This window comes from Nitrospirota bacterium, from assembly GCA_020846775.1.
In the GTDB taxonomy this organism is placed as follows: Bacteria; Nitrospirota; 9FT-COMBO-42-15; order HDB-SIOI813; family HDB-SIOI813; genus RBG-16-43-11.
Window position 1 is genome coordinate 1 of sequence record JADLDG010000017.1, and the last position, 23599, is coordinate 23599.

At 44.7% G+C, this 23599-nt stretch carries 23 protein-coding genes; 18 read left to right on the forward strand and 5 right to left on the reverse strand.

Going from position 1 to position 23599, the window contains the following annotated elements; all coding sequences use genetic code 11:
• The 17 genes from IT392_01805 to gspN all read left to right on the forward strand — a co-directional run.
• The coding region (locus IT392_01805) for a hypothetical protein (protein MCC6543220.1) at nucleotides 1-580 on the forward strand (580 nt) is incomplete at its 5' end.
• A 183-nt stretch (nucleotides 581-763) separates the two neighbouring features.
• The gene (locus tag IT392_01810; protein MCC6543221.1) at nucleotides 764-1147 is read left to right on the forward strand and encodes a hypothetical protein; all 384 of its coding nucleotides are present in this window, start codon (nucleotides 764-766) and stop codon (nucleotides 1145-1147) included.
• 24 nt (nucleotides 1148-1171) lie between these two features.
• On the forward strand, nucleotides 1172-1834 hold the full coding sequence (locus IT392_01815; protein ID MCC6543222.1) for a rhomboid family intramembrane serine protease: 663 nt from the start codon (nucleotides 1172-1174) through the stop codon (nucleotides 1832-1834).
• Nucleotides 1835-1905: 71 nt separating this feature from the next.
• The gene (locus IT392_01820) at nucleotides 1906-2787 is read left to right on the forward strand and encodes a hypothetical protein (protein MCC6543223.1); all 882 of its coding nucleotides are present in this window, start codon (nucleotides 1906-1908) and stop codon (nucleotides 2785-2787) included.
• Between the two features lie 43 nt (nucleotides 2788-2830).
• Entirely contained in the window at nucleotides 2831-4843 is a 2013-nt protein-coding gene (gene gspD, locus IT392_01825; GenBank protein ID MCC6543224.1) for a type II secretion system secretin GspD, read from the forward strand.
• A 2-nt stretch (nucleotides 4844-4845) separates the two neighbouring features.
• Nucleotides 4846-6549, forward strand: a complete 1704-nt coding sequence (gspE, locus tag IT392_01830; protein ID MCC6543225.1) for a type II secretion system ATPase GspE — start codon at nucleotides 4846-4848, stop codon at nucleotides 6547-6549.
• Nucleotides 6550-6601: 52 nt separating this feature from the next.
• On the forward strand, nucleotides 6602-7822 hold the full coding sequence (gene gspF, locus IT392_01835; GenBank protein ID MCC6543226.1) for a type II secretion system inner membrane protein GspF: 1221 nt from the start codon (nucleotides 6602-6604) through the stop codon (nucleotides 7820-7822).
• Between the two features lie 190 nt (nucleotides 7823-8012).
• Nucleotides 8013-8450: a type II secretion system major pseudopilin GspG gene (gene gspG, locus IT392_01840; protein ID MCC6543227.1), complete on the forward strand. Its 438-nt coding sequence runs from the start codon at nucleotides 8013-8015 to the stop codon at nucleotides 8448-8450.
• Nucleotides 8419-8967 (forward strand): hypothetical protein, encoded by a 549-nt coding sequence (locus IT392_01845; GenBank protein MCC6543228.1) that lies wholly within the window; start codon nucleotides 8419-8421, stop codon nucleotides 8965-8967. The genes gspG and IT392_01845 overlap by 32 nt, the downstream gene beginning before the upstream one ends.
• Nucleotides 8968-9120: 153 nt before the next feature.
• Nucleotides 9121-9492, forward strand: a complete 372-nt coding sequence (gene gspI / locus IT392_01850) for a type II secretion system minor pseudopilin GspI (GenBank protein ID MCC6543229.1) — start codon at nucleotides 9121-9123, stop codon at nucleotides 9490-9492.
• A gap of 117 nt (nucleotides 9493-9609) precedes the next feature.
• A complete protein-coding gene (locus tag IT392_01855; GenBank protein MCC6543230.1) occupies nucleotides 9610-10242 on the forward strand; it encodes a prepilin-type N-terminal cleavage/methylation domain-containing protein in 633 nt (210 codons plus the stop codon).
• 95 nt (nucleotides 10243-10337) lie between these two features.
• The gene (gspK, locus tag IT392_01860) at nucleotides 10338-11267 is read left to right on the forward strand and encodes a type II secretion system minor pseudopilin GspK (GenBank protein ID MCC6543231.1); all 930 of its coding nucleotides are present in this window, start codon (nucleotides 10338-10340) and stop codon (nucleotides 11265-11267) included.
• On the forward strand, nucleotides 11267-11956 hold the full coding sequence (locus IT392_01865) for a carboxypeptidase regulatory-like domain-containing protein (GenBank protein MCC6543232.1): 690 nt from the start codon (nucleotides 11267-11269) through the stop codon (nucleotides 11954-11956). Before gspK ends, IT392_01865 begins: the two co-directional genes overlap by 1 nt.
• 29 nt (nucleotides 11957-11985) lie before the next feature.
• Entirely contained in the window at nucleotides 11986-14211 is a 2226-nt protein-coding gene (locus IT392_01870) for a hypothetical protein (GenBank protein ID MCC6543233.1), read from the forward strand.
• 16 nt (nucleotides 14212-14227) lie between these two features.
• Entirely contained in the window at nucleotides 14228-15940 is a 1713-nt protein-coding gene (gene pilM / locus IT392_01875; GenBank protein ID MCC6543234.1) for a pilus assembly protein PilM, read from the forward strand.
• A 4-nt stretch (nucleotides 15941-15944) separates the two neighbouring features.
• Nucleotides 15945-16505 carry a type II secretion system protein M gene (locus IT392_01880; GenBank protein ID MCC6543235.1) on the forward strand — a complete coding sequence of 187 codons (561 nt, stop codon included), beginning with the start codon at nucleotides 15945-15947 and terminating at the stop codon, nucleotides 16503-16505.
• A gap of 12 nt (nucleotides 16506-16517) precedes the next feature.
• On the forward strand, nucleotides 16518-17405 hold the full coding sequence (gspN, locus tag IT392_01885) for a type II secretion system protein GspN (GenBank protein ID MCC6543236.1): 888 nt from the start codon (nucleotides 16518-16520) through the stop codon (nucleotides 17403-17405).
• A 6-nt stretch (nucleotides 17406-17411) separates the two neighbouring features.
• Here the strand turns inward: gspN and IT392_01890 are convergent, their stop codons facing one another.
• From IT392_01890 to IT392_01905, 4 genes are all read right to left on the reverse strand, one after another.
• Entirely contained in the window at nucleotides 17412-18842 is a 1431-nt protein-coding gene (locus IT392_01890; protein ID MCC6543237.1) for an RtcB family protein, read from the reverse strand.
• An 8-nt stretch (nucleotides 18843-18850) separates the two neighbouring features.
• Complete coding sequence (locus tag IT392_01895) at nucleotides 18851-19264, reverse strand: archease (GenBank protein ID MCC6543238.1); 414 nt, start codon at nucleotides 19262-19264, stop codon at nucleotides 18851-18853.
• Nucleotides 19242-20285, reverse strand: coding sequence for an AmmeMemoRadiSam system radical SAM enzyme (gene amrS / locus IT392_01900; GenBank protein MCC6543239.1), 1044 nt, complete (start codon nucleotides 20283-20285; stop codon nucleotides 19242-19244). Before amrS ends, IT392_01895 begins: the two co-directional genes overlap by 23 nt.
• 87 nt (nucleotides 20286-20372) lie before the next feature.
• Nucleotides 20373-21287: a branched-chain amino acid transaminase gene (locus IT392_01905; protein MCC6543240.1), complete on the reverse strand. Its 915-nt coding sequence runs from the start codon at nucleotides 21285-21287 to the stop codon at nucleotides 20373-20375.
• 224 nt (nucleotides 21288-21511) lie between these two features.
• Here IT392_01905 and IT392_01910 point away from each other — a divergent pair, with 224 nt between their 5' ends.
• Nucleotides 21512-22102: a hypothetical protein gene (locus IT392_01910; GenBank protein ID MCC6543241.1), complete on the forward strand. Its 591-nt coding sequence runs from the start codon at nucleotides 21512-21514 to the stop codon at nucleotides 22100-22102.
• A gap of 346 nt (nucleotides 22103-22448) precedes the next feature.
• Here the strand turns inward: IT392_01910 and IT392_01915 are convergent.
• Nucleotides 22449-23599: hypothetical protein (locus IT392_01915; protein ID MCC6543242.1), on the reverse strand; the 1151-nt coding region annotated here is incomplete at its 5' end.

Genomic DNA, 23599 nt, shown 5'->3' on the forward strand with positions numbered 1-23599 from the left:
AGCTATCTCAACTGTGGTAAATGGCAATGCCCTGCCGCCAATACCTGTAACCGCTGTAAGACGAGGCTATACAATGATATCAATCCCGATAGTTCCTGCTACATCCAATGTCCAGACACTGCTCGGAAAGACCCTCGGCACTCCGGTGGAACTCTACTGGTGGAATTCTTATGGCATGGGGAAGACCAACGGCACATTTGTGGCAGAGACTAATATGGTCCCTGGATACGGATATTTCCTTAAGTCAAACAGAGATAATGCAGTGCTCAATATCACAGGAACTGTGGTCAGTGACCCAAGCAGGGCTATTCCTCTGCAGCCTGGCTGGAGCATGGTAGGAAATCCTTATCCAGCAGAAGTAGCGCTGCGAAACACCTATATTCGCAACACTGATACCGGGGCCCTAAAAAACTATGAAGATGCTGTTATTGCGGGTTGGGTCGGTAATGCAATCTATTATTACAATGGGGTCTTATATGACTTTATCATGTACACAGATGCAAAACTCAAAATATGGCAGGGATATTGGGTTGAGGTATTACAAAATTCGCACTTTGAGATAATTATATATAAACCATGAATACTTCCAATCGCACCCTGGTTAACCCCACCCTCACTCCTTCGCATCCGCTCAGGACAGGCCTGAGAGAAATCGAAAGGGTATTTTCGGATGATACATTGATGAAAATTCCGGATTGTGATAATGTATTTCGTTAAGTGCTTAATATTGCGAGCGATTCAAATAATACGTAAGGAGAAACAGATGAAGGTTACCCGGTTTATTGCATTATCTATCTTGATAATTTTCTCTGCTGTTTTGTTTGTTCCATCACAATCTAAAGCAGAAGAAAATCCCATGAGGACTGTCTTCATGGACACATTTTATGGCATGGCTGCAGGGACACTGATTTCTTCAGCCATTACACTGACACAGAAGGACCAGAACTGGGGTAGTACTGTAGGTACCGGGGCTGCTATAGGAGGCATCGCAGGTGCACTCTTCGGTATCTTTACAGAAATAAGATATGCTGCAACTGTAGATGAAGGGAAATTGTATGTCAGCTTACCAACTATCAGTATAACCGCTGATAATAAAGCAGGAGGTCAACCACTTTACACAGCCGGGATCTTTAAGTATAAGTTTTGAGCTGTAGCCCACCGATAGACTAACATGATTCCATTAAAAGATGATAATCCAGCCGTCAGCTTTCCTATCGTAACAATAAGTCTCATTGTTTTAAACATCATCATCTTCTTCTATGAGCTATCTCTTGGGCCGCAATTTTCAGCCTTCTTAGATGCATACGGGGCAAAACCTTTATATGTCCTCAAGATGGCATCGCCGCCTGGTCTCCCTTCCCCGCATATAACTATCTTTTCATCCATGTTTCTACATGGCAGTTTTTTTCACGTTGCAGGTAATATGCTCTATCTCTGGATATTCGGGAACAACATTGAAGATTCAATGGGACATTTTAAATTCATTGTCTTTTATCTTATCAGCGGAGTAATTGCGGTCTATATTTTCGCCTTTATGAACCCGAGTTCCACTATCCCTATGATAGGCGCCAGTGGTGCCGTATCTGGCGTCCTTGGCGCATACCTTGTATTATTTCCACGGGCCAAAGTTCATACCCTGATACCATTGGGGTTTTATATTCAGGTAATAAGGATTCCAGCTGTTTTTGTATTAGGTTTGTGGATATTTGTGCAGATATTAAATGGGATGGTCAACGGAGCAAGAGGCGGTGGGGTTGCATGGTTTGCGCATATCGGCGGATTCCTGGCTGGTATTCTGCTTGTCGGTTTATTTAAAAAAAGGGTCGAGGTATGATATCCGTTAGATCAAACCCGGGGTTCTATTGACTTTACTCAAGTATCTATTATAATATCCTGAAAAATCAGATGAAAAATTATTTTGTACCGGTAAACTTATTAATCCTGGCCTCAGCCGTTTTCTTTATCACTCAGATAGTCACATTCAGGATTGCCAGAGAGATTGAACCACCTTTTTCCAGGGGGTATTATAGGGGCATACCTGTGTCCGTGACAAAGGAGACCAAACCACTGGAACTATATAAGACCATCCTCAGCAGGAATATATTTAATTCAAAGACATTAGCGGACCTGTTAGCACCCCCTTCGCGCTCTTCGGATGCCATGAAGGACGTGAAACAGATTGTCCCGATACGTCTAATAGGCACTGTTGCAGGAGATGCAAAGTTTGCGTATGCTATTATCGAAGACCCTTATCAGAAGTCACACAAGATCTTCAGAACCAATGATACCATTGCCCCGGGGGTCAAGCTGTTAGAGATAAACAGGAACAGGATTACAGTCGAACGGGACGGAAAGATAGAAGAAATTGATCTGACATCTCAAGACACACAGGGACAACAACGTGCCGGGCTGGCGCCGCCACGGCCATCATCACCTCCATTATTTGAACAGCCGTCTCCTCCTCAGCAGGGAACAATGTATATAGACAGGGAGACTGTGACAGCGGCTACTGAAGACATGAACAAACTGCTGACTCAGGCGCGCCTCGTTCCTAATTTCACGGGAGGTGAAGCCGACGGATTCAGGATATTCTCTATAGTCCCCAGCAGTATATTCGACAAGGTCGGCCTGAGAAACGGCGACATATTGTTCGGGATTAACGGAACAGAGATAAAAGATCCTGAAAAGGCATTTCAGGTGTATCAGATGTTAAAGGATAATGACCGTTTTGTCATTGACCTCGTGCGTGCAGGACAGAAGATGACATTAAACTACGAGATCAGGTAAAGAAATGACCCGGAGGTGCACACTGAAAATATGGAAATTCAGGATGTTGATGTTCTTTCTTCTTGCTTCATTATTGCTGATTAATTTTAATTCATTACATGCACAGATGAACCCACCGCCTCCACCCGTTAATGATGAAGGGCAGACAACCGGGTCAGAAGGAACCATACTACCCGAGTCTGAAGGGACTTTTCAGACACAACCACTTACACTACCGCGCGTAATAGCGCCTCGTTCCCAATCGCCTGCGGCAACTCCCGGATCGCCGGCGGCAGCGGGGGCAAACAACCCGGCAAACCTCAGGAATCCTTTATTCTTCAGAGGGAGGGACACTGGAACAACCACTACTGTGTCAGAGGCTGAGAAAACGGGGGCAGAAGAGATTCAACCGCCGTCAAATCCTCCGCAAATACCTTCAGGCAGACAAACTGCTGCAAAGGGAAGCGAACGGATGGTAACCCTCGATTTTAACAACGTTGACCTTCAGACATTTGTTAAATTCATTAGTGAGCTTACAGGCAAGAACTTTGTGCTGGATGAGAAGGTTCAGGGAAAGGTAACAGTAATATCACCAACGAAAATATCAGTGGATGATGCATATAAGGTATTTCTTACAGTCCTTGAGCTTAAAGGGTTTACAGCAGTAGGTGAAAACAAGGTAATAAAGATATTTCCCTCGAGAGAGGCCAAGCAGAGCGGAGTCAGCATTGTAACAGAAGAAAGGCCTCTTCCCGATTATGAAAACTATGAAACCCGCGTGTTACGCTTGAATTATATCAGCGCCACTGAGATATCCAGGTTGATAGCCCCCCTTGTATCCAAGGATGGTTCAAGCATTCCTTATTCGCAGACCAACACCCTGATACTGACGGATGTCAAGAGCAATATGAACAAGCTGTTGAACCTGATAGGGGAATTAGACAAAGAACCTCAAAAGGGTAAAGGAGGCATTTATGTACATTATTTACAGAATGCCGGCGCAGAAGACATGGCAAAGGTCCTGGCCAGCCTGACCAGCAAATCCGGGGCAAGACCGGCTGCAGGACAAGCGTCTCCGGACGCTACCGTTTTATTTGAAGGCGGCATTTCCATCACGGCTGATAAGGCAACTAATTCACTGATTATAATGGCATCACCTGAGGATTACGAGCGGTTGAAGTCAATCATAGAGCGCCTTGATATAAGGCGCAAACAGGTATATGTGGAAGCGGCTATCGTTGAGATGAGCGTTGATAAGGCCCGCGAATTAGGAGTTGAGTTTAGAACTACTGAAAATCTAACTGCGAATGAAACTATTGTGGCCGGCGGGACATTGCTTGCACCTCCAGGCGCCGGTTTATCCAGCTTCGCTGTAAATCCCCTAAGTGTCAACGGCCTCGTGGCCGCAGGTATAAAGGGCTTTCTTCCTGATGGCACTACACCGAACATTGGCGCTCTTGTAAGGCTTTTTCAGAGTGACTCTAACATTAATGTACTATCAACACCCAATATACTTACTCTTGATAATCAGGAAGCAAAGATCATTGTTGGTCAGAATGTCCCTTTCATTACAGGGGTCAGCCAGACTACCGGCGGCAATGTCCAGGCTTCGATCGAAAGGAAGGACGTAGGTATCCAGTTGAAGATTACCCCGCACACGACAGAGAGCGACCTTGTCAAACTCGATATATATCAGGAAATATCAAGTCTTGCCGGCAGTGTACCTGTTGGCACAGACCAGGAGGTGCCAATAACGAGTAAGAGGTCCGCTGAGACATCTGTCGTAGTACGGGATCAGGAAACCATAGTGATAGCAGGTCTTATTAAGGATGATGTCACAGTAACGGAAAGAAAAGTCCCGTTCCTCGGTGACATACCAATTCTCGGTTATCTGTTCAAGTATGAGAACAGGAAAAAGGTAAAGACAAACCTGATGCTCTTCATCACCCCTTATATTATAAGGGATGCCGAAAAACTGGAAGAGCTCAGCCGGGATAAGAGGAGAGATGGAGAGGCCTTCAGGAAGAAGAATAAATTTCAACTCAAGGATAGTTTCATCTTAAATCCTCCCAAATAATAATGACAAGAAAGAGAGACCTCTTAGGAGACATCTTGCGGAATATATCCTCTCTTGGTGACAGCGAAGTAGAGGAATGTCTTGATATCCAGCGCGAAAAGGGGGGACGTATAGGCGAAATCCTTGTTCGTACAAAGCACATTAGAGAGACCGACCTTCTAAGGGCTTTAAGCATACAGCTCCAAATCCCGTATGTTCAGAACCTGACAGAAGAAGATATTGACAAAGACCTGGTTTCCTCTGTACCAATCTCATTTCTAAAACGCCACATCCTTATCCCTTTCAATAAGGATAACGGGACTGTAAAAGTAGCCATCTCCGATCCATTAAATATTACTCCTATAGATGACATAAGGACATTTCTGGAGTCTGACATTGAATTGATTCTGACTGAGTCTATTACGATCCTAAATGCCATAAACATGGCTTATGAGACTCACAAAGAGGCTGCAGAACAGGTGATAGAAGATCTTGGTGACGGGCTGACAGTAGGGCTTGATGAACCCATTGACCTCATTGATGCAGTTGATGAGGCACCGATAATCAAACTTATTAACTCTCTTCTTTTCAGGTCTGTAAAAGACAGGGCGAGTGATTTACACTTTGAACCCTTTGAAAGGGACATAGCTGTCCGGTTCAGGATTGACGGTGTCCTCCACAACATCCTTACCCTTCCAAAGAGGTTCCAGCCAAGTGTGGCATCGAGAATAAAGATTATGGCCTCTCTGAATATCGCGGAAAAACGCCTTCCTCAGGACGGCAGGATAGGATTAAAGATTGCGGGTAAAGACATTGACGTGCGTGTCTCGATTATCCCAACCTCCTTCGGCGAGCGTATTGTCATGAGACTCCTTGATAAGTCAGGGTATCTTCTAAGGCTGAAGGATATCGGACTCTCTGAAGATATACTGCATAAATTTGAAAAATTGATACACCTGTCTCATGGCATAATACTTGTCACAGGACCTACCGGGAGCGGCAAGACTACAACACTATACGCCGCCCTCATGGAAATTAATTCACCGGACAAGAATATCATCACTATTGAAGACCCCGTAGAGTATCAGATAAAGGGAATAGGTCAGATGCAGATCAATCCAAAGATTGAACTCACTTTTGCAAAAGGCTTGAGGTCAATACTGCGTCAGGACCCGGATGTGATAATGGTCGGTGAGATAAGGGACCTGGAGACCTCAGAGATTGCCATTCAGGCATCACTGACCGGTCACCTTGTCTTCAGCACACTCCACACTAATGACTCGGCCGGGGCAGTTACAAGGCTAATTGATATGGGTATTGAACCATTCCTCGTTGCATCATCAGTGGTAGCCATAGCAGCTCAAAGACTTATAAGACTGCTATGCCCGTCATGCAAAAATGAGTATGCACCTACCGTCCCTGAACTTGCAGAACTTGGGATCAGTCCGTCTCAGATAAGCGGCCGGCACATTTATTCTGCCGCCGGATGTGACAAGTGTATGCATACAGGTTACAGGGGGCGAACAGGAATCTACGAAATCCTGCTTGTAAATGATGATATCCGGGGACTTATTCAGCAGAACGTAAATTCACAGATAATCAAAAATAAGGCTATAGAAGGAGGAATGATAACCCTCAGGAAATACGGCGCAACAAAAGTCATTGCCGGCCTGACGAGCATTGAAGAGGTCTCCAGGGTAACTCAGGAGGACATTGTTGAACTATAACGCCTCAGTGAATGAGAAGCTCCGCCTGCTATTTATTTCTTGATTTATAATTATGCCTGTATTCGAATATAAAGGACTCACTACTGACGGTAAAGATACACATGGCTTTATCGATGCGGAGAACAGCCAGGGGGCGAAGCTAAAACTCAGAAAATCAGGTGTCTTTCCCACAGAGGTATCTGAGGAGTCAGCCCGAAAGGCAGAAGAAGGAACTGCAACTGCACGCAGTATTCGAAGGAGGGTAAAGAAAAAGGAGGTTACTGTATTTACCCGCCAGCTTGCTACGCTGCTTACAGCAGGCCTTCCGCTTATGGAGGGATTGTCTGCAACTATTGATCACGTTGATGACCCTGTACTCAAGAGAACTATCACCAAAATTCGGGAAGATGTCCGGGAAGGGGCATCTTTCGCAGATGCGATGAGATCCCATCCCAAGGTCTTTTCAGACTTATACACAAATATGATACAGGCAGGAGAGGCGAGCGGTGCGCTTGATGTCGTACTCTCAAGACTTGCCGATTTTCAGGAAAGCCAGATGAGGCTTAAAAACAAGATATGGGCAACTATGACTTATCCTATATTGATGTTATTCATAGGTACCGCTGTACTTGGGTTCCTGTTCGCCTATGTCATACCTCAGGTGACAAAGGTATTTGAGGATATTGGACAGGCATTGCCGCTTCCGACACTCATTCTTATATCAATCAGCAACTTCTTCAGGTCTTACTGGTGGGTCCTTGGCAGCGCCATTTTCATAGTAATATTTTCAACTGTACAATATGTAAAGACCCCTAAGGGAAGAAATGTGTATGACAGGTTGATCCTGCGGGCCCCGCTTTTTGGGAAATTAGTGCGGATTATCGCCATATCAAGGTTTTCAAGGACGTTGAGTACACTTTTAGCGAGCGGCATACCTCTTATAAACTCAATGGATATCGTTAAGACCGTAGTAAACAACACAGTTTTATCCAAAATAATAGAAGATGCGAAAGACCGTGTGAGGGAAGGGGAACCGTTGTCAGAACCGCTAAGACGGAGCGGGGCATTCCCTTCTATGGTAATACAGATGATAACTGCCGGTGAAAAGAGCGGGGAGCTTGAGGGTATGCTTTCCAAGGTCTCCGAGACATATGATAACGAGGTTGACACAACCGTCTCCGGCCTTACGGCACTGCTGGAACCGATAATGGTGTTGTTCATGGGGGTTGTTGTGCTCTTTGTGGTACTCTCGATATTGCTGCCTATTTTTGAAATGAGCCAGGTAGTACGGTAAGTTTTCGCTGAAAAGTACCCATCTGCGGCGTCAGGAATTAGGATTTGAGCCTCAACGTACAGGAAGTACGCCTCGACTCAAATCCTGAGTCCTTCCTTGCACCTGGGCACTTTTGAGCGAAAACTTTTTACAAGGTTATCAAGCTTGGTTTATAGTGATGTAGAATGAACGACAACATGTGGAGGGATATATGAAACGATGCATAAAAGACAATAAGGGTTTTACGCTTATTGAGATCATGGTGGTGCTTATCATCATCGGTCTCCTTGCCGGTATTGTTGTGCCCAGGCTTATGGGACGTACTGAGGAGGCCAAACGTACAAAAACGGCTGTACAGATAAAGAATCTCCAGTCAGCGCTTGACCTGTATAAACTGGACAGCGGAAACTACCCGAGTACGGACCAGGGTCTTCAGGCGCTGGCAGAAAAGCCGGCGGTCGGCGAGATACCGAGGAACTGGAAGGAAGGCGGATATATGGACAAGATACCAAAAGACGCCTGGGGTAATAACTATGTCTATATAAGTCCCGGCATACATGGAGAGTTTGATCTTTATTCTTATGGCGCAGATGGAGAAGAGGGCGGGGAAGGGAAAAATGCCGATATCCAGAGTTGGAACATCGAATAAATGGTTGATGACTATTTTTCCTTACAAACTTAAACGAGGTTATACCCTTATAGAGCTTTCTCTCATTATTCTGCTGATAGGTGTCATCCTCGTGTTTGTCCTGCCAAAACTTGATAATATTGGAGATACAAGGCTCCGCACCACTGCAAGACAGTTGGCCGGGAAGATCCAGTCTTTGTATGATGAATCTGTTCTCAAAAAGAAACCTTATCAGCTTGTCTTCGATATAACAAACCGGACATACTCTTTTTCACAGGTAAATGAGGAAGAAACTTCAATCCTCTCAGATTCGGGGCAGGATACCAGTTTTTCTGATAAGGTCTATATAAAAGATATAGTCATGGAGGCAGAGGGGAAAATTGCGGAAGGGAAAGTGGCTTTAAGATTTTATCCTGACGGATATGTTGAAAAAAACACTATCCATTTATCAGACGGGAAGAAAGACTATACACTTGAAACTTCACCTCTGTCGGGTAAGGTTAAGATAAGTGAGGGATACGTTGAAGTAAATGAGTGAGAAGAAGCAATGAGTAGGGAGAAGTAATGAGTAATTCAACAGCCGTGTAACATGGGCTCACAAATGGTCATAAAAATGAAGCAGGTCACAGTGTCTGTCATCCTGAATTTGGTTCAGGCTCTCAAACAATACCGGGTCAGGAGATCCCGGAACATGTTCGGGATGACAGATGCCGGCTTCACTCTCCTTGAAGTTATGATAGCGATTGTTATAATTGCGACATCGTTTGTGACCCTTCTCCATACGCGAAACCAGAGTATTACTGCTGCTGATTATGCAAAACGCACTACCGTGGCTACACTCCTCGCATCGGAAAGGATGAGTGACATAGAGAATGGTGATTTCCCCGACACCGGTCAGGACAGCAGCAACTTTGGCGATTTGTATCCTGAATACAGGTGGAAGACATCTGTCTCAGATACTGCCTATGATAATATCAGAGAGGTAAAAGTTGAGGTACTGTGGGGCAAGGAAGGCTCGGAGAGGAGTGTAGGAATGGTAAACTTTGTCAGGAAAAAGGAGTAAACATAAATCAAATATTAAAAATAGAGACAGAGTAATCACTTGGTGAACGGGGTATCCTGTCATGCTGACATTTCAAAACCTTTCACTGATACATTACATGACACCTGATCATATGCAATGAAACAGATAAAAAACATTTATGGTTTTACTTTGATGGAGGTGCTGCTTGCCACTGCTATCCTCGGTATCATTATGATGATCATTTACGGAAGCTTTGTTCAAACCAGGCTCGTCATTGGGAGAACTGAGGCATCTGTTGACGGATTAAGAGGTATACGTGCGGCATTCAGCAGGATTACCAGCGACATCAACATGGCCTTTTTATCAGCTTCAAATGATAACACCTTTTTTGTAGGAACTGATGACTATTCGGCTGGTTATCCAACCGACCAGATTGATTTCACATCATTCTCACACATAAGACGCTACAGTGATGCCCTGGAGTCTGATCAGATGGAGGTAGGGTATTTTCTGCGCAAGGACTTCGAGGGTTCTTCTGTCCTGATGAAGAGGGAAAAAAACCGCATAGATGTCAATCCCATGTACGGCGGCAGGACATATGAGTTGTGTGAAGATATAGCAGGTATTGACTTCAGGTATCTCGATGAAGGCACGTGGCTTGAGAGCTGGGATTCTCGGGTCTCAAAGAAATTACCCGAGGCTGTAGAAATAACAATAATCATAAAAGACAGCGGTGGCACTGAGAGGTCATTCAGGACTATAACAGAGATACCCATGAGTGGAAGATGAAAATCCCCCTTACTCCCCCTTTTTCAAAGGGGGAAATTAGTTACCCCACTTTAGAAAAGGGGGGCAGGGGGGATTTGAAAGGCTATTTTCGAGTGATGAACCTAAGAAACAACAAGGGAATAGCCATTGTCATTACACTGCTTGTACTGACGCTACTTATTGTCCTGATACTTGAGTTCAATACAGGCATGCGTATTGAGGCGCGGGCTGCAGCCAACTTCAGAGATGATATCAAGGCATACTATCTGGCAAGGTCAGGTGTGACCTTTGCAATGGCAGTGCTGGAGGACGATGACAAGACAGATCAGAACTATGATGCCCCCGATGAATTATGGGCACAGAAACTTCCACCGATCCCGCTTGGCGATGGTTTTGTAACAGTAGAGATTACTGACGAGGACAGCAAGATCAATGTGAATAAGATGTCCTCAGGATTTGGTATAGTCAACAGTGAGACTATGCGCGCACTAATGGGACGCTATCTGAAACAGTTTGATTTGGATGAAGACATTGCAAATTCAATAGCAGACTGGATTGACCAGGATGACCTTGAAAGAATGCCTGGCGGCGCCGAAAGCAGTTACTATGGAAGCCTTCAGGATCCTTATGAAGCAAAGAACAAGCCCTTTGATTCACTTCAGGAATTACGTCTGGTCAAAGGTATGGAGGGTGAGAATTACAACAAATTGAGTAAATTCCTTACAGTGCACTCAGACGGATGGATAAATATAAATACTGCCGGGAAAGAGGTATTAATGTCGCTATCAGATAATCTCGCTGGAGAGATCGCAGATGAAATTATTGCATTCAGGGGAGAGAATCCATTTCTGGCAAAAGTTGATATTAAAAATAATATCTCAATAAGTGAAGACTTATACAATGAGATAGTGAAGTTTATTGATGTAAAGAGCAATTATTTCTCTATAGTCTCATCAGGTAAAGTAAACCAGAGTCAAAAGACTATAAGGGCTGAGATAACAAGGCAGAATAATAAGGCGAAAATAATATACTGGCGTGTCGAATAATGAAGAATAAATTTTTTGTCCTATTTATTCTTTTATTAGCTACAGGATTCACTGTCATTTCTGCGAATGCAGGCGGTAAGGGTGACCTCAGAGACATTAATAAACACCCTAAACCGGACGGTACATTATTGAGATATGCAGACGCGATCTCAGGTGTTATTATAGATCCAGACAATATTCCAATAGAAGGCGCTGAAATAAGCCTCTTTGACGGCTTTTTACTTAAGAATACAAAGAGTGACAGTAATGGGGTGTATAATATATTGCAATTGCCTGTCTCTGCCGGCCTTATGGCTGTTCTTTTTATTACTAAAGACAGATATGTCCCGTCAATTGTTAGCTTTAAAAGAAGAGAAGGGGTTAAGACGGATTTCCCGGTTATTTTGAAAAGGGCGGATAAAGAAAAGGCTGGTTTTGTTGGAGGGGTTATATATCAGCCAATAAGCGGCGGTAAGATACAACACCAAAGTGGAATTAACGGCTTCGGGAGGGAAAAACGTGTGTGGCTGGAAAATGATGGTATCATTATAGAAACAAAAAGTAATCAGGAAGGTCACTTTATTTTTGAGGTTCCCGTGGGACATTACCTGCTTCAGGCAGAAGGGTCAAGGGAGAAACCTGTTGTCGAGATAACAGAGGGAAAGACCGTTATACGAAACATGAGGTCAGGGATAATACTGGTTGATTGAGTGAGTCGCGGCTCACAGGGGATTTTCGAATGCAAAATATATTAACGAAGAACATATTTTCTCATCTGCTGATTGTCATCCTGACACTATTGTTTCTCTCCCCTGTCCATGCCGCGGAAAGACAATTTAACAGCATTGATCTTATAGACAGGGCATACAGGAATGGTGAGATAACTCACAGTGAGGCGCTGAATTATAAGGTTACTGCTGTGTTGAGGAATGAATCACTGCCTCTCCAGTACAGGTCAAAGGGTATCATTAAGTCAGGTACAATGGTGCTTATGGAAGCCAGGTTAAACAAACATCTGCTTACCCCTGAAAACGAGAAGATATTGTCAAGGGGCAGGGCCGCTACCATTGCCGAACAATACGGCAGCGGAATAACGCTTCAGAGTTATGCAAGTCCTCAGGGCCACTTCAGGATACACTTTACAACTGATAATACACATGGTGATGCAGTCCCTGCTGACGACATTAATGGAAATGGGGTACCTGATTATGTCGAGAGGTTTGCGACGATCCTCGATGATGTATGGAAAACTGAAATAGAGGAAATGGGTTATGACGCCCCGCCGTCAGATGGAACAGAAGGAGGTGACTGCCTGCTTGATGTATATTTGGCAGATCTTGATGCATATGGGTACACTATAATTGATGCAAATGACACTTCATCAATGGTCTATATGCTCTTTGAAAACGATTTTTCCCTATTCTTTCCGCCAAATACAGACCCTGAGGGTGATGTAATCGGCGCTATGAAGGTAGTGGCTGCACATGAATTCTTTCACACCATACAGTTTCAGGTAACAGATGATACCTGTACCAATGGCTGGTGGATGGAGGCATCTTCCACATGGATGGAAGACTATGTATATCCTGAAGTCAATGACTATATTAATTATATAGGCTATTGGTTTCAACATCCCGAAATACCACTGAACACTTACAACTGCACCAGTAATACCGATATTTTCCCTTATGGCACGGCCATCTGGATAAAACATATGACGGACAAATACGGCTCTGAGTTTGTATATGATGTCTGGAAAAAGATAAAGGCTGGGACACCCAATGTGTCAGCCTTATCTGCAGTGATTGAGGCGCTGACAGACAGAGGGCCCGCACTTGAGGACGAACTCAGGGAGCTCAGGGTTGCAAATGTAACTATGACCTATGACGATGCCTTATGGTATAAGACATGGCAGTCTGTAAGCGGCAACTCACTCTCAGGTCCGATAGAAGTATCGTACACGGCTATTAACACTGATTTCAATTCATCAGCTGCATATGCCAATGTCTCCTTATCTCCTCTGTCAGCAAAATACTACTCGTTTTCCGCACCTCAAATAACAGGAAATCTTTATATAGACTTTGACGGGGGAGGTAATATCAGTGTCATGGTAATAGGGATAAAAACTTCCGGCGGCTATGATGTGACTGAACTACTGACTAATGCGGATAATGACGGTTCTGTCATTATCTCCGGTTTTGGCGCCAGCGGACCATACAGAAGGGTTGTGGTCATTCCAGTCAATTATTCTGATACCACTACAGGGAGTTTTAACCTATCAACATTCTTTAGCCCTGCCTACTCCGGAGTCGTATCTTCAATTGATATAAAACCTAAAACAACATCACTCGTGTCGGGAGATGACAGGATAATCACCAAACAGCAGTATTACGTTACAATGAAGGACGACAGCAACAGGCAGGTACTTAATAATGGAATTTTGTGGTCAGACAATTCTCAGAATATTAATATGAACGGGAATGGACTTGCCGTATTAACCGGTACATCAGCCGGTAGTACCATTTCTGCATCTTTCCTGACTTATACAGCAGCCTCTATCTTGTATGCCGCAAGTCCGGCGGCCATGGCTCCCGGGACACCAAGGGGCTGTGCGGTAACATACCTTGCTGCAAAGAAAAGTGACTCAAGGTGCTTTATAGCAACCGCTGCATTTGGCTCCCCCCTGCACCCATACGTCAGTATACTGAGAGAATTCCGCGATTCATACCTGCTTGCATATCCATCGGGCAGATGGGTCGTGTCTTTATATTACAGCATCAGTCCGCCGATAGCACAGATAATATCTGAGAACCCGGGATTAAAAGTGATAGTGAAGTTATTTTTAATTCCTGTTATAATGATAAGTTGGGCTTTGCTTAAGACATCACTAAGTGCAAAGATTGTTATAGCCGTTTTGACGTTAATATTGATAAGTATAATACCAGTTCAGAGGAGATTCCTCTGAACCCTTTTTTTTAAATATGTCCCGTAAAATATTAGGCTTAGACATAGGAAGTCATTCAATAAAGGCCGTACTGGTCAAAGAGGGATTCGGCAAGATTGAGCCGGTCAGGTATATTGAAAAACCCCGGATCAACGGTGACGTCCAGGGTCTAATCAGGTCAATCTTCCAGGAGGCACACCTCAAGCCGGATATCGTAGTAAGCTCTGTAGCAGGCACCAACGTATCCGTCCATTACCTGCAGATCCCATTCTCTGATGAATCAAAGATCAGCAGGGTTGTGCCGAATGAAGTTGAGAACCTCATACCTTTCCACCTTGAGGATATGGTCATAGACCAGGTCATCCTGTCAAAAGGGAATGGAGCAAAACCATCCGGCGGCGGTTCATCCGTGTGCGTCGCCCTGATCAAAAAACAGACACTGCAGCATCATATAGATATGCTGAAAGAGGCATCCGTTGACTCAAAGATTATTGAGCTCGAATCTCTCGCCTTCTATCATGCCTTTATGCAGTGGAACAAGACAGAGGATACGGTTGCACTACTTGATATCGGGGCAGAACGGAGCAATCTTTGTATAGTCGCAAAAGGCAAACCTGTCTCTGTAAGGACGTTCACACGTGGAGGAGATAGCGCCACGGCCGCAATCAAGGATGCATGCGGCGGTAGTATGGAAGAGGCGGAGGAAAGAAAACTGTCGTCTGAGATTACCCTGTCGCGGGTCATAGTGGGGACAGAATTAAATGCTGCCCCCGATAAAGGATCTCAAACGATGACGGATCAGGAGATCCCGAAACCTGTTATGGATGACATGCCGGATGAAAGGGAGCCGGCATTTCCCGATGAAGATACCGGAAACAACGGTTCGCATCAGAATACAGAAGAAATTATATCCTCTGCAGTAAAGAAGGGGCTTTCGCCCCTTGTAACCGAACTTATGCAAAGCATACATGCGTATGAGAGCCAAAACAATGATGAGGTGTCAAAGCTCTACATTTCAGGGGGAGGGGCAAGGCTTCGCAATCTGGAAAAGTTTCTTTCTATGGAACTGCATATGGACGTTGATAAATTCAGCATACCTGGCGAGTTTTTGCAGAAATTGCAGATACAGGCAGATGCAGGACATACCCTTTCTACAGGCATTGGACTGGCGTTGTGCGGTACCCGCAGGAAACAAAGTACCGGCATTAATTTCAAAAAGGGTGAACAGATCAGCAGGAAAGAAAGCAATGTAAACATAAGAAGAACTATATATATTATTGCAGCCATTATCACCGTTTCGATCCTCGGTTTCGCAGATTTCTATTATAACGTCCATTACCGGGAAGAAAGATATAATGCAATTAAGAAGGAAATGCGCAAGGTCTTCATGGAGACATTTCCGGAGACCAAAAACATCGTGGATGAGAATCAGCAATTCAAGAGTTCCGTCGAGGAAATGAGAAAGAAGGTTGAAGCCCTTGGAGGCGGGACTAAAGGTGAAGTTACCTCGCTTGATATCCTGAATGTTATATCAGAAAAGATCCCTAAAGAAATGCAGGTTGATGTTGATGATATTATGATTGACAAGAGTAAGCTAAGGGTTCAGGGAGAGACTGACAGCTTTGAGTCTGTTGAAAAGATAAAAAAGGAATTTGAATCAGTGGGCTTTTTCAAAAAAGTGGACGTATCCGACGCAAAACTGTCGGCAGATCAAAAAAAGGTTAAGTTCAGAATAATAATAGATATGTAAAATTATGACAAAAATAGTCCAGTATATTAATAAGATAAATTCGCGTTTAAACCCAAGGGAAAGGGCCATTATAATCTTTGGCTCGATCGGGGCAATTGCGATAATCGCTTATGCAGTTGTCATCGGGCCTTTGACAGACCGTTATACTACCCTTCTCAGGATGACAGAGCAAAAGGAAGAACAATATAAGAATATGCTGCAGTTGAAAGAAGAATATACTTTACTGAAAAAGGAATATACGGAACTGGAAAAAGGTGCATCAAGGACTAAAGAAGGCTTCACACCCCTGACCTTCATGGAAAATGTATCTACTCAGGCACGCATAAGGGACAAGGTAGTCTCTATGAAACCACGGGTAACCCCGCTTGGTGAAAACTTCCGGGAGTCGTCAATTGAGGTTAAGATTGAAAAGGTTGTACTGGAGCAGATTACAACATATTTACACCTGATTGAAGGCTCTGCCTATCCGTTGAAGATCAGGACAATGCAATTGAAGAGCAGGTTTGATGACCCCGGGATGATGGATGCATCTATAGTCGTTTCTTTTTTTGAAAAGGTTAAATAGCAGGAGAGACGCTTGAAAATAGTGAATAGTACAGGGCTGTTTTTTAGAAAAAACGTCAAGGCAATTATCGGTTATACCCTCTTTTGCCTGGCAGCATTTGTACTCTTCTTCATCATACTATTCCCAAGGGAAGCAATCAAAAAACGTATCATCTATGAAATCGAACTGGGCACAGCTACAGAGATAAAGACATCGGGTGACAAATGGCTCTTTCCTGTAGGCCTTAAGTTCACAGGAATGGAACTGAGGAACAGGGGGGCTGCAGATAAACCACTCATCGCACGTATTGACAATATCGGGATAGATATACCATTAGGGAGTGTTACGTCTTTCAGCCCTATATCCAACGTCTCTGCTGCCCTGTATGGCGGGACTGTCAAGGGGACCATGACCTTGCGGAGCAACAACAGGTTAATTAAGGCCAACTGGGCAAATATTGATTTGTCCCGTGTGGATAGACTTAAATCAGTTCCTGCGACAATTGCAGGAAAGATCAGCGGTGACATGGTACTCAGACTGGCAGCAAACCAGCCGGAGGGACAGGTAAGGATCCTGATAAGGGACGGAAAGTTCGGCAATCTCAAGGTTATGGGGTTTACCCTTCCTGAAATTCCTATTGAAGAATTGAACGGGACTGTTGATATCAAAGACAATGCCCTTTCTCTGAAAGATATCCGTTTCAAGAACAGCGACATCAAAGGATCAATAACAGGTAACATTAAACTTGCCTCAGGCAGTGAAAATGGTAATCTTGACCTTGCTGTACGCTTCTCAGTCGGTGAGAAAATGAAGGCGCAATATCAGGGCATCCTCTCTTTTATCTCCCAGACCAGGGACCGTGAAGGATACTATACCATACGTATAAAAGGAGACCCCGGGAAGCCCACCGTCGGGATTTAGGAATTGTTATCCTTTAATGCAGGCCATCGGCCTGACCATTGCCACCTTCTTTGCAAGACCAGCCATGTGAGTGGCTTCAACGACTGCAGTAACGTCTTTATAGGCCCCGGGGGCCTCTTCTGCAGCGCCGGAATAGGAGTGCGCCCTTACTATTATCCCCTTGCCTGCCAGGTCTCTCAGAAGGGCATCTCCCCTCCATTTTTTCTTTGCCTGTGTCCGGCTGAGCGCCCTTCCAGCCCCATGACAGGCTGAACCAAATGCATGCTGCATCCCTGTCTCTGTACCGGCCAGTATATAAGAGCATGTCCCCATGGTACCCCCTATCAGCACAGGCTGTCCAACTGACCTGTATTCCTCAGGGATCTCTTTTCTGCCCGGGCCTAATGCCCTTGTTGAGCCCTTTCTATGTATAAAGAGGCGTTTGGTCTTATTGCCAACGATGTGCTCTTCAATCTTACATGTATTGTGGCTTACATCATAGAGTAAAGAAATCTCAGCCCTGGGTATAACATCTGAGAATGCCTCACGGACAAGGTGAGAAATAACCTGTCTGTTAGCAAGGGCACAGTTAATGCCTGCACATACTGCAGAAAAGTATTTGCGCCCTTCAGGAGAATCAATAGGTGCACAGACCAGTTCCCTCTCGCTGATAGCTATGTTATATTTTCGTGACGCCTCCGCAAGTGTCCTGAGATAGTCGGTGCCGATCTGGTGGCCAAGGGCCCTTGAACCGCAGTGCACGGATACAACAACGTCATCCTTATACAATCCAAACACGGCGGCAATATGCTCGTCGTATATCTCTGCAACATACTGAATTTCCAGATAATGATTGCCTGAGCCGAGTGTCCCCACCTCCCTGAACTGTCTCTGTTTTGCTGTAGGAGAGACATTGGACGGGTCAGCGCCATCCATTACACCACCTTCCTCAATGTACTTCAGATCGTCTTTCCGGCCATATCCCCTGGAGACAGCCCACCGGGCCCCGCCCATGAGTACATCATTTATCTGCTGTTCATTCAGCCTGATCTTACCCTCAGACCCGAGGCCGGCAGGTACCACTGCAAATAACCTGTCGCATAGCCTTTCCAGGTAGGGCTCGACATCCTCACGCATCATTCCCGTGCGCATGGTCCTTACACCGCAGGAGATATCAAATCCAATACCCCCCATCGAGATTATACCACCCTCCAGCGGGTCAAATGCACCCACTCCGCCAATGGGAAAGCCATATCCCCAGTGGGCATCAGGCATTGCTATAGATGCCTTCTGTATTCCCGGAAGACAGGCCACATTCCTGATTTGTTTTACAACATTGTCATCAAGCTCCTCTACAAGGGCATCGCTGGCAAATATCCTTCCGGGAACACGCATATCTCCTTCAGCAGGCATCTCCCAGATATAATCAGTTATTCTGTTCAATGATTTAATATCCATTTAATCCCTTACACATCTACCACACATTGGGCAACATAGACTTCATCTTCTTTACTAACCTTCAGCATGCTGTATGTCGCGGCCTTCACCTCTGTCATCAGCTTATGCCTTCCTGTATCTATATGCTCACCCCAGGCTGAACCTTTAAGCTTATTGCCGGTTATCTCCACTTTAAAACTACTGAAGACCATGCCGTTCAGGTGAGATAAAGAGAGCAGGTTATTTAACCATTCTACAAAAAGATACTCCACATCAAATGCCTCACAAATTAGTTCCTTCCGGTCCTTTGCCCTGACCGCATCAATATCAGCCATTACTGAAAACATTGCCCTGGCCCCGTTTTCAAACGAATCTTCCACCCTTTTCCCATAACCCCTTATGCCGATATCCGCCCTGTGTTCAAATGTTTCGTATGTCTTCATGCACCGTCCGGTTCATTTCAATGCCATCTATCATGGCCCCGCAAAATGGGCATCGGGAGTTGACAATGTGATTTTCCACAAGCTCGAAACCATAACGGTGGATAAGTACTGCCTTGCAATTATAACATAGCGTGTGCTCCCCCTCATCACCCGGGATGTTGCCTGTATACACATATCTTAGACCGGCATTAAGCCCGATCTCTCTTGCCCTGATGAGGGTGGAAGACGGGGTGCTGGGTAAATCGAGCATCTTATATGTTGGATGGAATGCGCTTACATGCCAGGGGATTTCAGGGCCAACGCCCTTTATAAACTCTGCTATCTGTTGTAATTCTTCGTCAGAGTCATTTTTGGTAGGGATTACAAGCGTTGTTACCTCAACCCATATTCCGAGTTCTTTCATCCTCTTGATGCTTTTAAGGACCGGATCGCGTGAGGCACCGCAGACCCTCTTGTGCAGCTTTTCATTAAAGAATTTAAGGTCTACATTAGCGGCATCAAGATAAGGGGATATCATCTCAAGAGCCTCATCAGTCATGTATCCGTTTGTCACAAAGACATTTCTAATCCCTTTTCTTCTTGCAAGTTTAGCGGTATCATATGCTAATTCAAAAAATATGGTTGGCTCCGTATAGGTGTATGATATGCTCTCGCAGCCGTATCTCTCTGCAGTCTCAACTATATCTGCCGGAGGTATATCGCTTCCCCTTATAACATGTTCATCCTTTGGCATCTGGGATATATCATGATTTTGACAGTGAAGGCATTTGAAATTACACCCGACTGTGGAAATGGAAAAAGATGTAGAACCTGGCAGAAAGTGGAATAGCGGCTTCTTCTCAATGGGATCAGTGTGGGCAGATATGAGCTTATCATACACAAGGGTATAAAGCTCACCTTCGATATTTTTTCTGACACCGCATATAGCTGTCTTACCTTCAGAAATGCGGCACCTGTGCGCACACAGATTGCACAATACCTTCTTATTTTCGAGTTTTTCGTAAAGGAAAGCCTCTTTCATGGAAGACTCCTACGGGTTAATTCAGTCTAACACCGCAGAAATCAAACTGCAAGGAACGTAAACTGTGTAGAATAATTACCTTATCCTCTATACATGTGTCAGCCATTCTTTGTAACGACTGTCCCTGCCCTGAACAATGGCAAAGAAGGCGTCCTGGAGTTTCTTTGTAATAGGACCAGGCTTTCCACTGCCAATAGCCCTATTGTCAACCTCACGAAGCGGGGTAAGTTCGGCCGCGGTCCCTGTCACGAATGCCTCATCAGCTATGTAGAGGTCATCCCTTGAGAACCTTTCCTCAACAACGGTAATACCCATATCCCTGGCGACCTTTATTATGGACTCCCTTGTAATACCTGCAAGTATTGAAGTCAGCGGCGTGGTCTTTATAATGCCCTTTCGCGCAATAAAAATATTCTCACCGCTCCCCTCTGCAACATAACCATCCGGGTCCAACAATATCGCTTCATCATAGCCTGCGGCCTTTACCTCTTTTTTTGCAAGGATGGAATTTACATAATAACCGGGAACCTTGGCCCTGGTCATAGAGATATTGACATGATGCCTCGTGAAAGAGGATATCTTGGCGCTGATTCCCTTCTCAAGCCCTTCATCACCGAGATATGCCCCCCAGTCCCATACAGCTATGGCAACGCTTATTGGATTATCCTCTACAAAAAGACCCATTGAACCATATCCTATGAAGACTATTGGTCTTATATAACATGACTCAAGCCTGTTTATCCTGACCGTATCCTTTATCGCATCCCTGATCTGATCTCTGCTATATGGTATATCTATCTGCAGGATATGGGCAGATTCGAAGAGCCTGTCAACGTGTTCATCGAGGCGGAAAATTGCCGGGCCATCCTCTGTCTTATAGCATCTTATACCCTCGAAAGCGCCAACTCCGTAATGCAGTGTATGGGTTAAGACATGGACGTTAGCATCTTCCCAGTTCACTAACCTGCCATCCATCCAGATTTTTTCAGACGATTTGAGCATTCGTTACCCCCTAAAGTCGTCATTCCCGTGAAAACGGGAATCCAGAACACTTGTACACATTGAAAACACTGGATTCCCACTTCCGTGGGAATGACAAACAATCGTTTTTTCAGACTTTTTGCAAGAAACTCAATATATCAACATCAATAATATCTTGTCAATTCCTTAGAACTAATTTAAAGTAGGCAGAGGAAGTTGGGGTCAGGTCTTGCAAAAACACCATCATGCCAAGGATATCCGGTTTAAGACAACTTTATCATTCACTGTCAGGTCTCGCTCTTGTCTTTATAATCTCATTTCTAGATAAACCTGCAGATGTATACCTGACATTAATCCTGTTATTTTCAGCCATAATAATTGAGACTGCAAGGTTATATCTGCCGCGTATGAACCGCATTTTTATCCACTACTTTGGCGCCCTTATGCGAAGCGAAGAGAGGCATAATCCCACCGGCAGCCTCTATTACCTGCTTGGGGCATTGATCGCCCTGCTGCTGTTTCCAAAGGAGACCGCACTATTTTCAATGACAGTTCTGGCAGTCGGCGACCCGGCTGCTTATATAATTGGCAGTAATTTCGGGAAGTTTAGAATCGGAAAGAAGAGCATAGAGGGAAGCCTTGCGTTTTTAACAGTTTCTGTAATTGCAGGTATTCTGCTGCATAACCTCTGGGCGGATCTTTCTTTTATTGCTATCATTGCCGGTGCAGTGACAGGAATGGTCGTTGAACTCATTCCTGGTAAGATAAATGACAACCTTACTATACCGGTCAGTTCGTCAGCAGTTATATATTTGATGTCACAATATATCAACTGAGGAATGGTATGCGGTCCCAGGATTTGTTTCGATATTATTTCTCCAGGGTTATCCTCTTCCAGAAGGGATTTGTCCGTAAAATCAGGAATCTCTTTTCACTCCCACCCCCTCCCTGCAAGGGAGGGGCGCCGCTTGATTCTTTACTCCCTTGCCTTGTGGGAGGATAAGGAAAGAGACATGAATAAACTGTAATCGGCTGGATCAAATATCGGCGACATTACAGTCTGACTTGAAATACGGCAGGATAGATATTGTTTAAATCTTTACTGCGCTTATTCCGGGATGTTGCATTGTTGAAGTTTACAATGATTTCATCAGATGCTGAAGTGATACTTAAGCGAGTTCATCAAATTTGAGTTTTCAGATTTAACAGGTCTTCAATTGCAACCTCTTTAACCTCTTTAGTGCCCCTGTCCTTTATCTCAACAACCCCGCGATTTACACCCTTGTCTCCGACGACTATCTGACAGGGTATTCCAGACAGATCAGCATCCTTGAACTTTACACCAGCCCGCTCATCCCTGTCATCGAGAAGGACATCCCTGCCTTGGCCTGTAAGTTGATCATATATTGCCCTTGCCACAGAAAATACCTTCTCTGAACCTACATTAAGCGGCAAGATGATGATGCTGAATGGTGCAATAGACGGAGGCCATATTATGCCATCCTTGTCATGGTTCTGTTCTATTGCAGCTGCCATGGTCCTTCCTATTCCAATCCCATAGCATCCCATGATTATAGACTGCGGACTACCATTGGCATCAAGGTAAGTTGCACCCATAGCCTCACTATATTTTGTGCCAAGCTTGAACGTATGTCCTACCTCTATTCCCCTGACAATAACTAACCGGCCGGCATCACATCTCGGGCAGCCATCGCCTTCAGCTGCATTCCGTACATCAACAAAGTGATCAGGTGTAAAGTCCCGTGATAGATTCACATTAATCAGATGAAGATCCTTCTCATTTCCACCCACTATGAAATTAATCATTCCCTTTACTGCTATGTCAGCAATAACAGGTATACCTTTCAGACCGACAGGCCCTGAGAAGCCTGAAGGAGAGCCGGTAACTTCTTCTACTTCTGAAGGGGCCAGCAATTGTACATCTGTAACACCAAGGAATCTGGATAACTTGATTCCGTTTAACTCATGATCACCCCTTACAAGCACGGCAACTACTTTTTCATCACCCTTTACAATCAGTGTCTTAACAAGCTGCTCAGGCCTAACGCCGAGAAATGCTGATACATCTTCAACGCTTTTTTTACCCGGGGTAGTACGTCTCTCCATCGGCAGCAGGGATTTCTGCGTTGACAAATCTGAAGGTTCATCTGAAAAGCCCCGTTCAAATCCCTCCTGTCCCCCCTTTTCTAAAGGGGGGGAACTAATTTCCTCCTTTGAAAAAGCAGAAAAACTAATCTCCTCCTTTGAAAAAGCAGAAGAACTAATTTCCCCCTTTGAAAAAGCAGAAGAACTAATTTCCCCCTTTGAAAAAG

Excerpts from the sequence above, each read along its gene's own strand:
- amrS (MCC6543239.1), bottom strand. The coding sequence starts at position 20,285 with ATGAAAGAGGCTTTCCTTTACGAAAAACTCGAAAATAAGAAGGTATTG.
- IT392_01890 (MCC6543237.1), bottom strand. The coding sequence starts at position 18,842 with ATGGATATTAAATCATTGAACAGAATAACTGATTATATCTGGGAGATG.
- gspF (MCC6543226.1), top strand. The coding sequence starts at position 6,602 with ATGCCTGTATTCGAATATAAAGGACTCACTACTGACGGTAAAGATACA.
- gspD (MCC6543224.1), top strand. The coding sequence starts at position 2,831 with ATGTTGATGTTCTTTCTTCTTGCTTCATTATTGCTGATTAATTTTAAT.
- IT392_01870 (MCC6543233.1), top strand. The coding sequence starts at position 11,986 with ATGCAAAATATATTAACGAAGAACATATTTTCTCATCTGCTGATTGTC.
- IT392_01815 (MCC6543222.1), top strand. The coding sequence starts at position 1,172 with ATGATTCCATTAAAAGATGATAATCCAGCCGTCAGCTTTCCTATCGTA.
- IT392_01855 (MCC6543230.1), top strand. The coding sequence starts at position 9,610 with ATGAAACAGATAAAAAACATTTATGGTTTTACTTTGATGGAGGTGCTG.
- IT392_01820 (MCC6543223.1), top strand. The coding sequence starts at position 1,906 with ATGAAAAATTATTTTGTACCGGTAAACTTATTAATCCTGGCCTCAGCC.
- gspI (MCC6543229.1), top strand. The coding sequence starts at position 9,121 with ATGTTCGGGATGACAGATGCCGGCTTCACTCTCCTTGAAGTTATGATA.
- IT392_01810 (MCC6543221.1), top strand. The coding sequence starts at position 764 with ATGAAGGTTACCCGGTTTATTGCATTATCTATCTTGATAATTTTCTCT.
- gspG (MCC6543227.1), top strand. The coding sequence starts at position 8,013 with ATGAAACGATGCATAAAAGACAATAAGGGTTTTACGCTTATTGAGATC.
- gspK (MCC6543231.1), top strand. The coding sequence starts at position 10,338 with ATGAACCTAAGAAACAACAAGGGAATAGCCATTGTCATTACACTGCTT.
- gspE (MCC6543225.1), top strand. The coding sequence starts at position 4,846 with ATGACAAGAAAGAGAGACCTCTTAGGAGACATCTTGCGGAATATATCC.
- IT392_01910 (MCC6543241.1), top strand. The coding sequence starts at position 21,512 with ATGCCAAGGATATCCGGTTTAAGACAACTTTATCATTCACTGTCAGGT.
- pilM (MCC6543234.1), top strand. The coding sequence starts at position 14,228 with ATGTCCCGTAAAATATTAGGCTTAGACATAGGAAGTCATTCAATAAAG.
- IT392_01895 (MCC6543238.1), bottom strand. The coding sequence starts at position 19,264 with ATGAAGACATACGAAACATTTGAACACAGGGCGGATATCGGCATAAGG.
- IT392_01865 (MCC6543232.1), top strand. The coding sequence starts at position 11,267 with ATGAAGAATAAATTTTTTGTCCTATTTATTCTTTTATTAGCTACAGGA.
- IT392_01845 (MCC6543228.1), top strand. The coding sequence starts at position 8,419 with ATGCCGATATCCAGAGTTGGAACATCGAATAAATGGTTGATGACTATT.
- IT392_01905 (MCC6543240.1), bottom strand. The coding sequence starts at position 21,287 with ATGCTCAAATCGTCTGAAAAAATCTGGATGGATGGCAGGTTAGTGAAC.
- IT392_01880 (MCC6543235.1), top strand. The coding sequence starts at position 15,945 with ATGACAAAAATAGTCCAGTATATTAATAAGATAAATTCGCGTTTAAAC.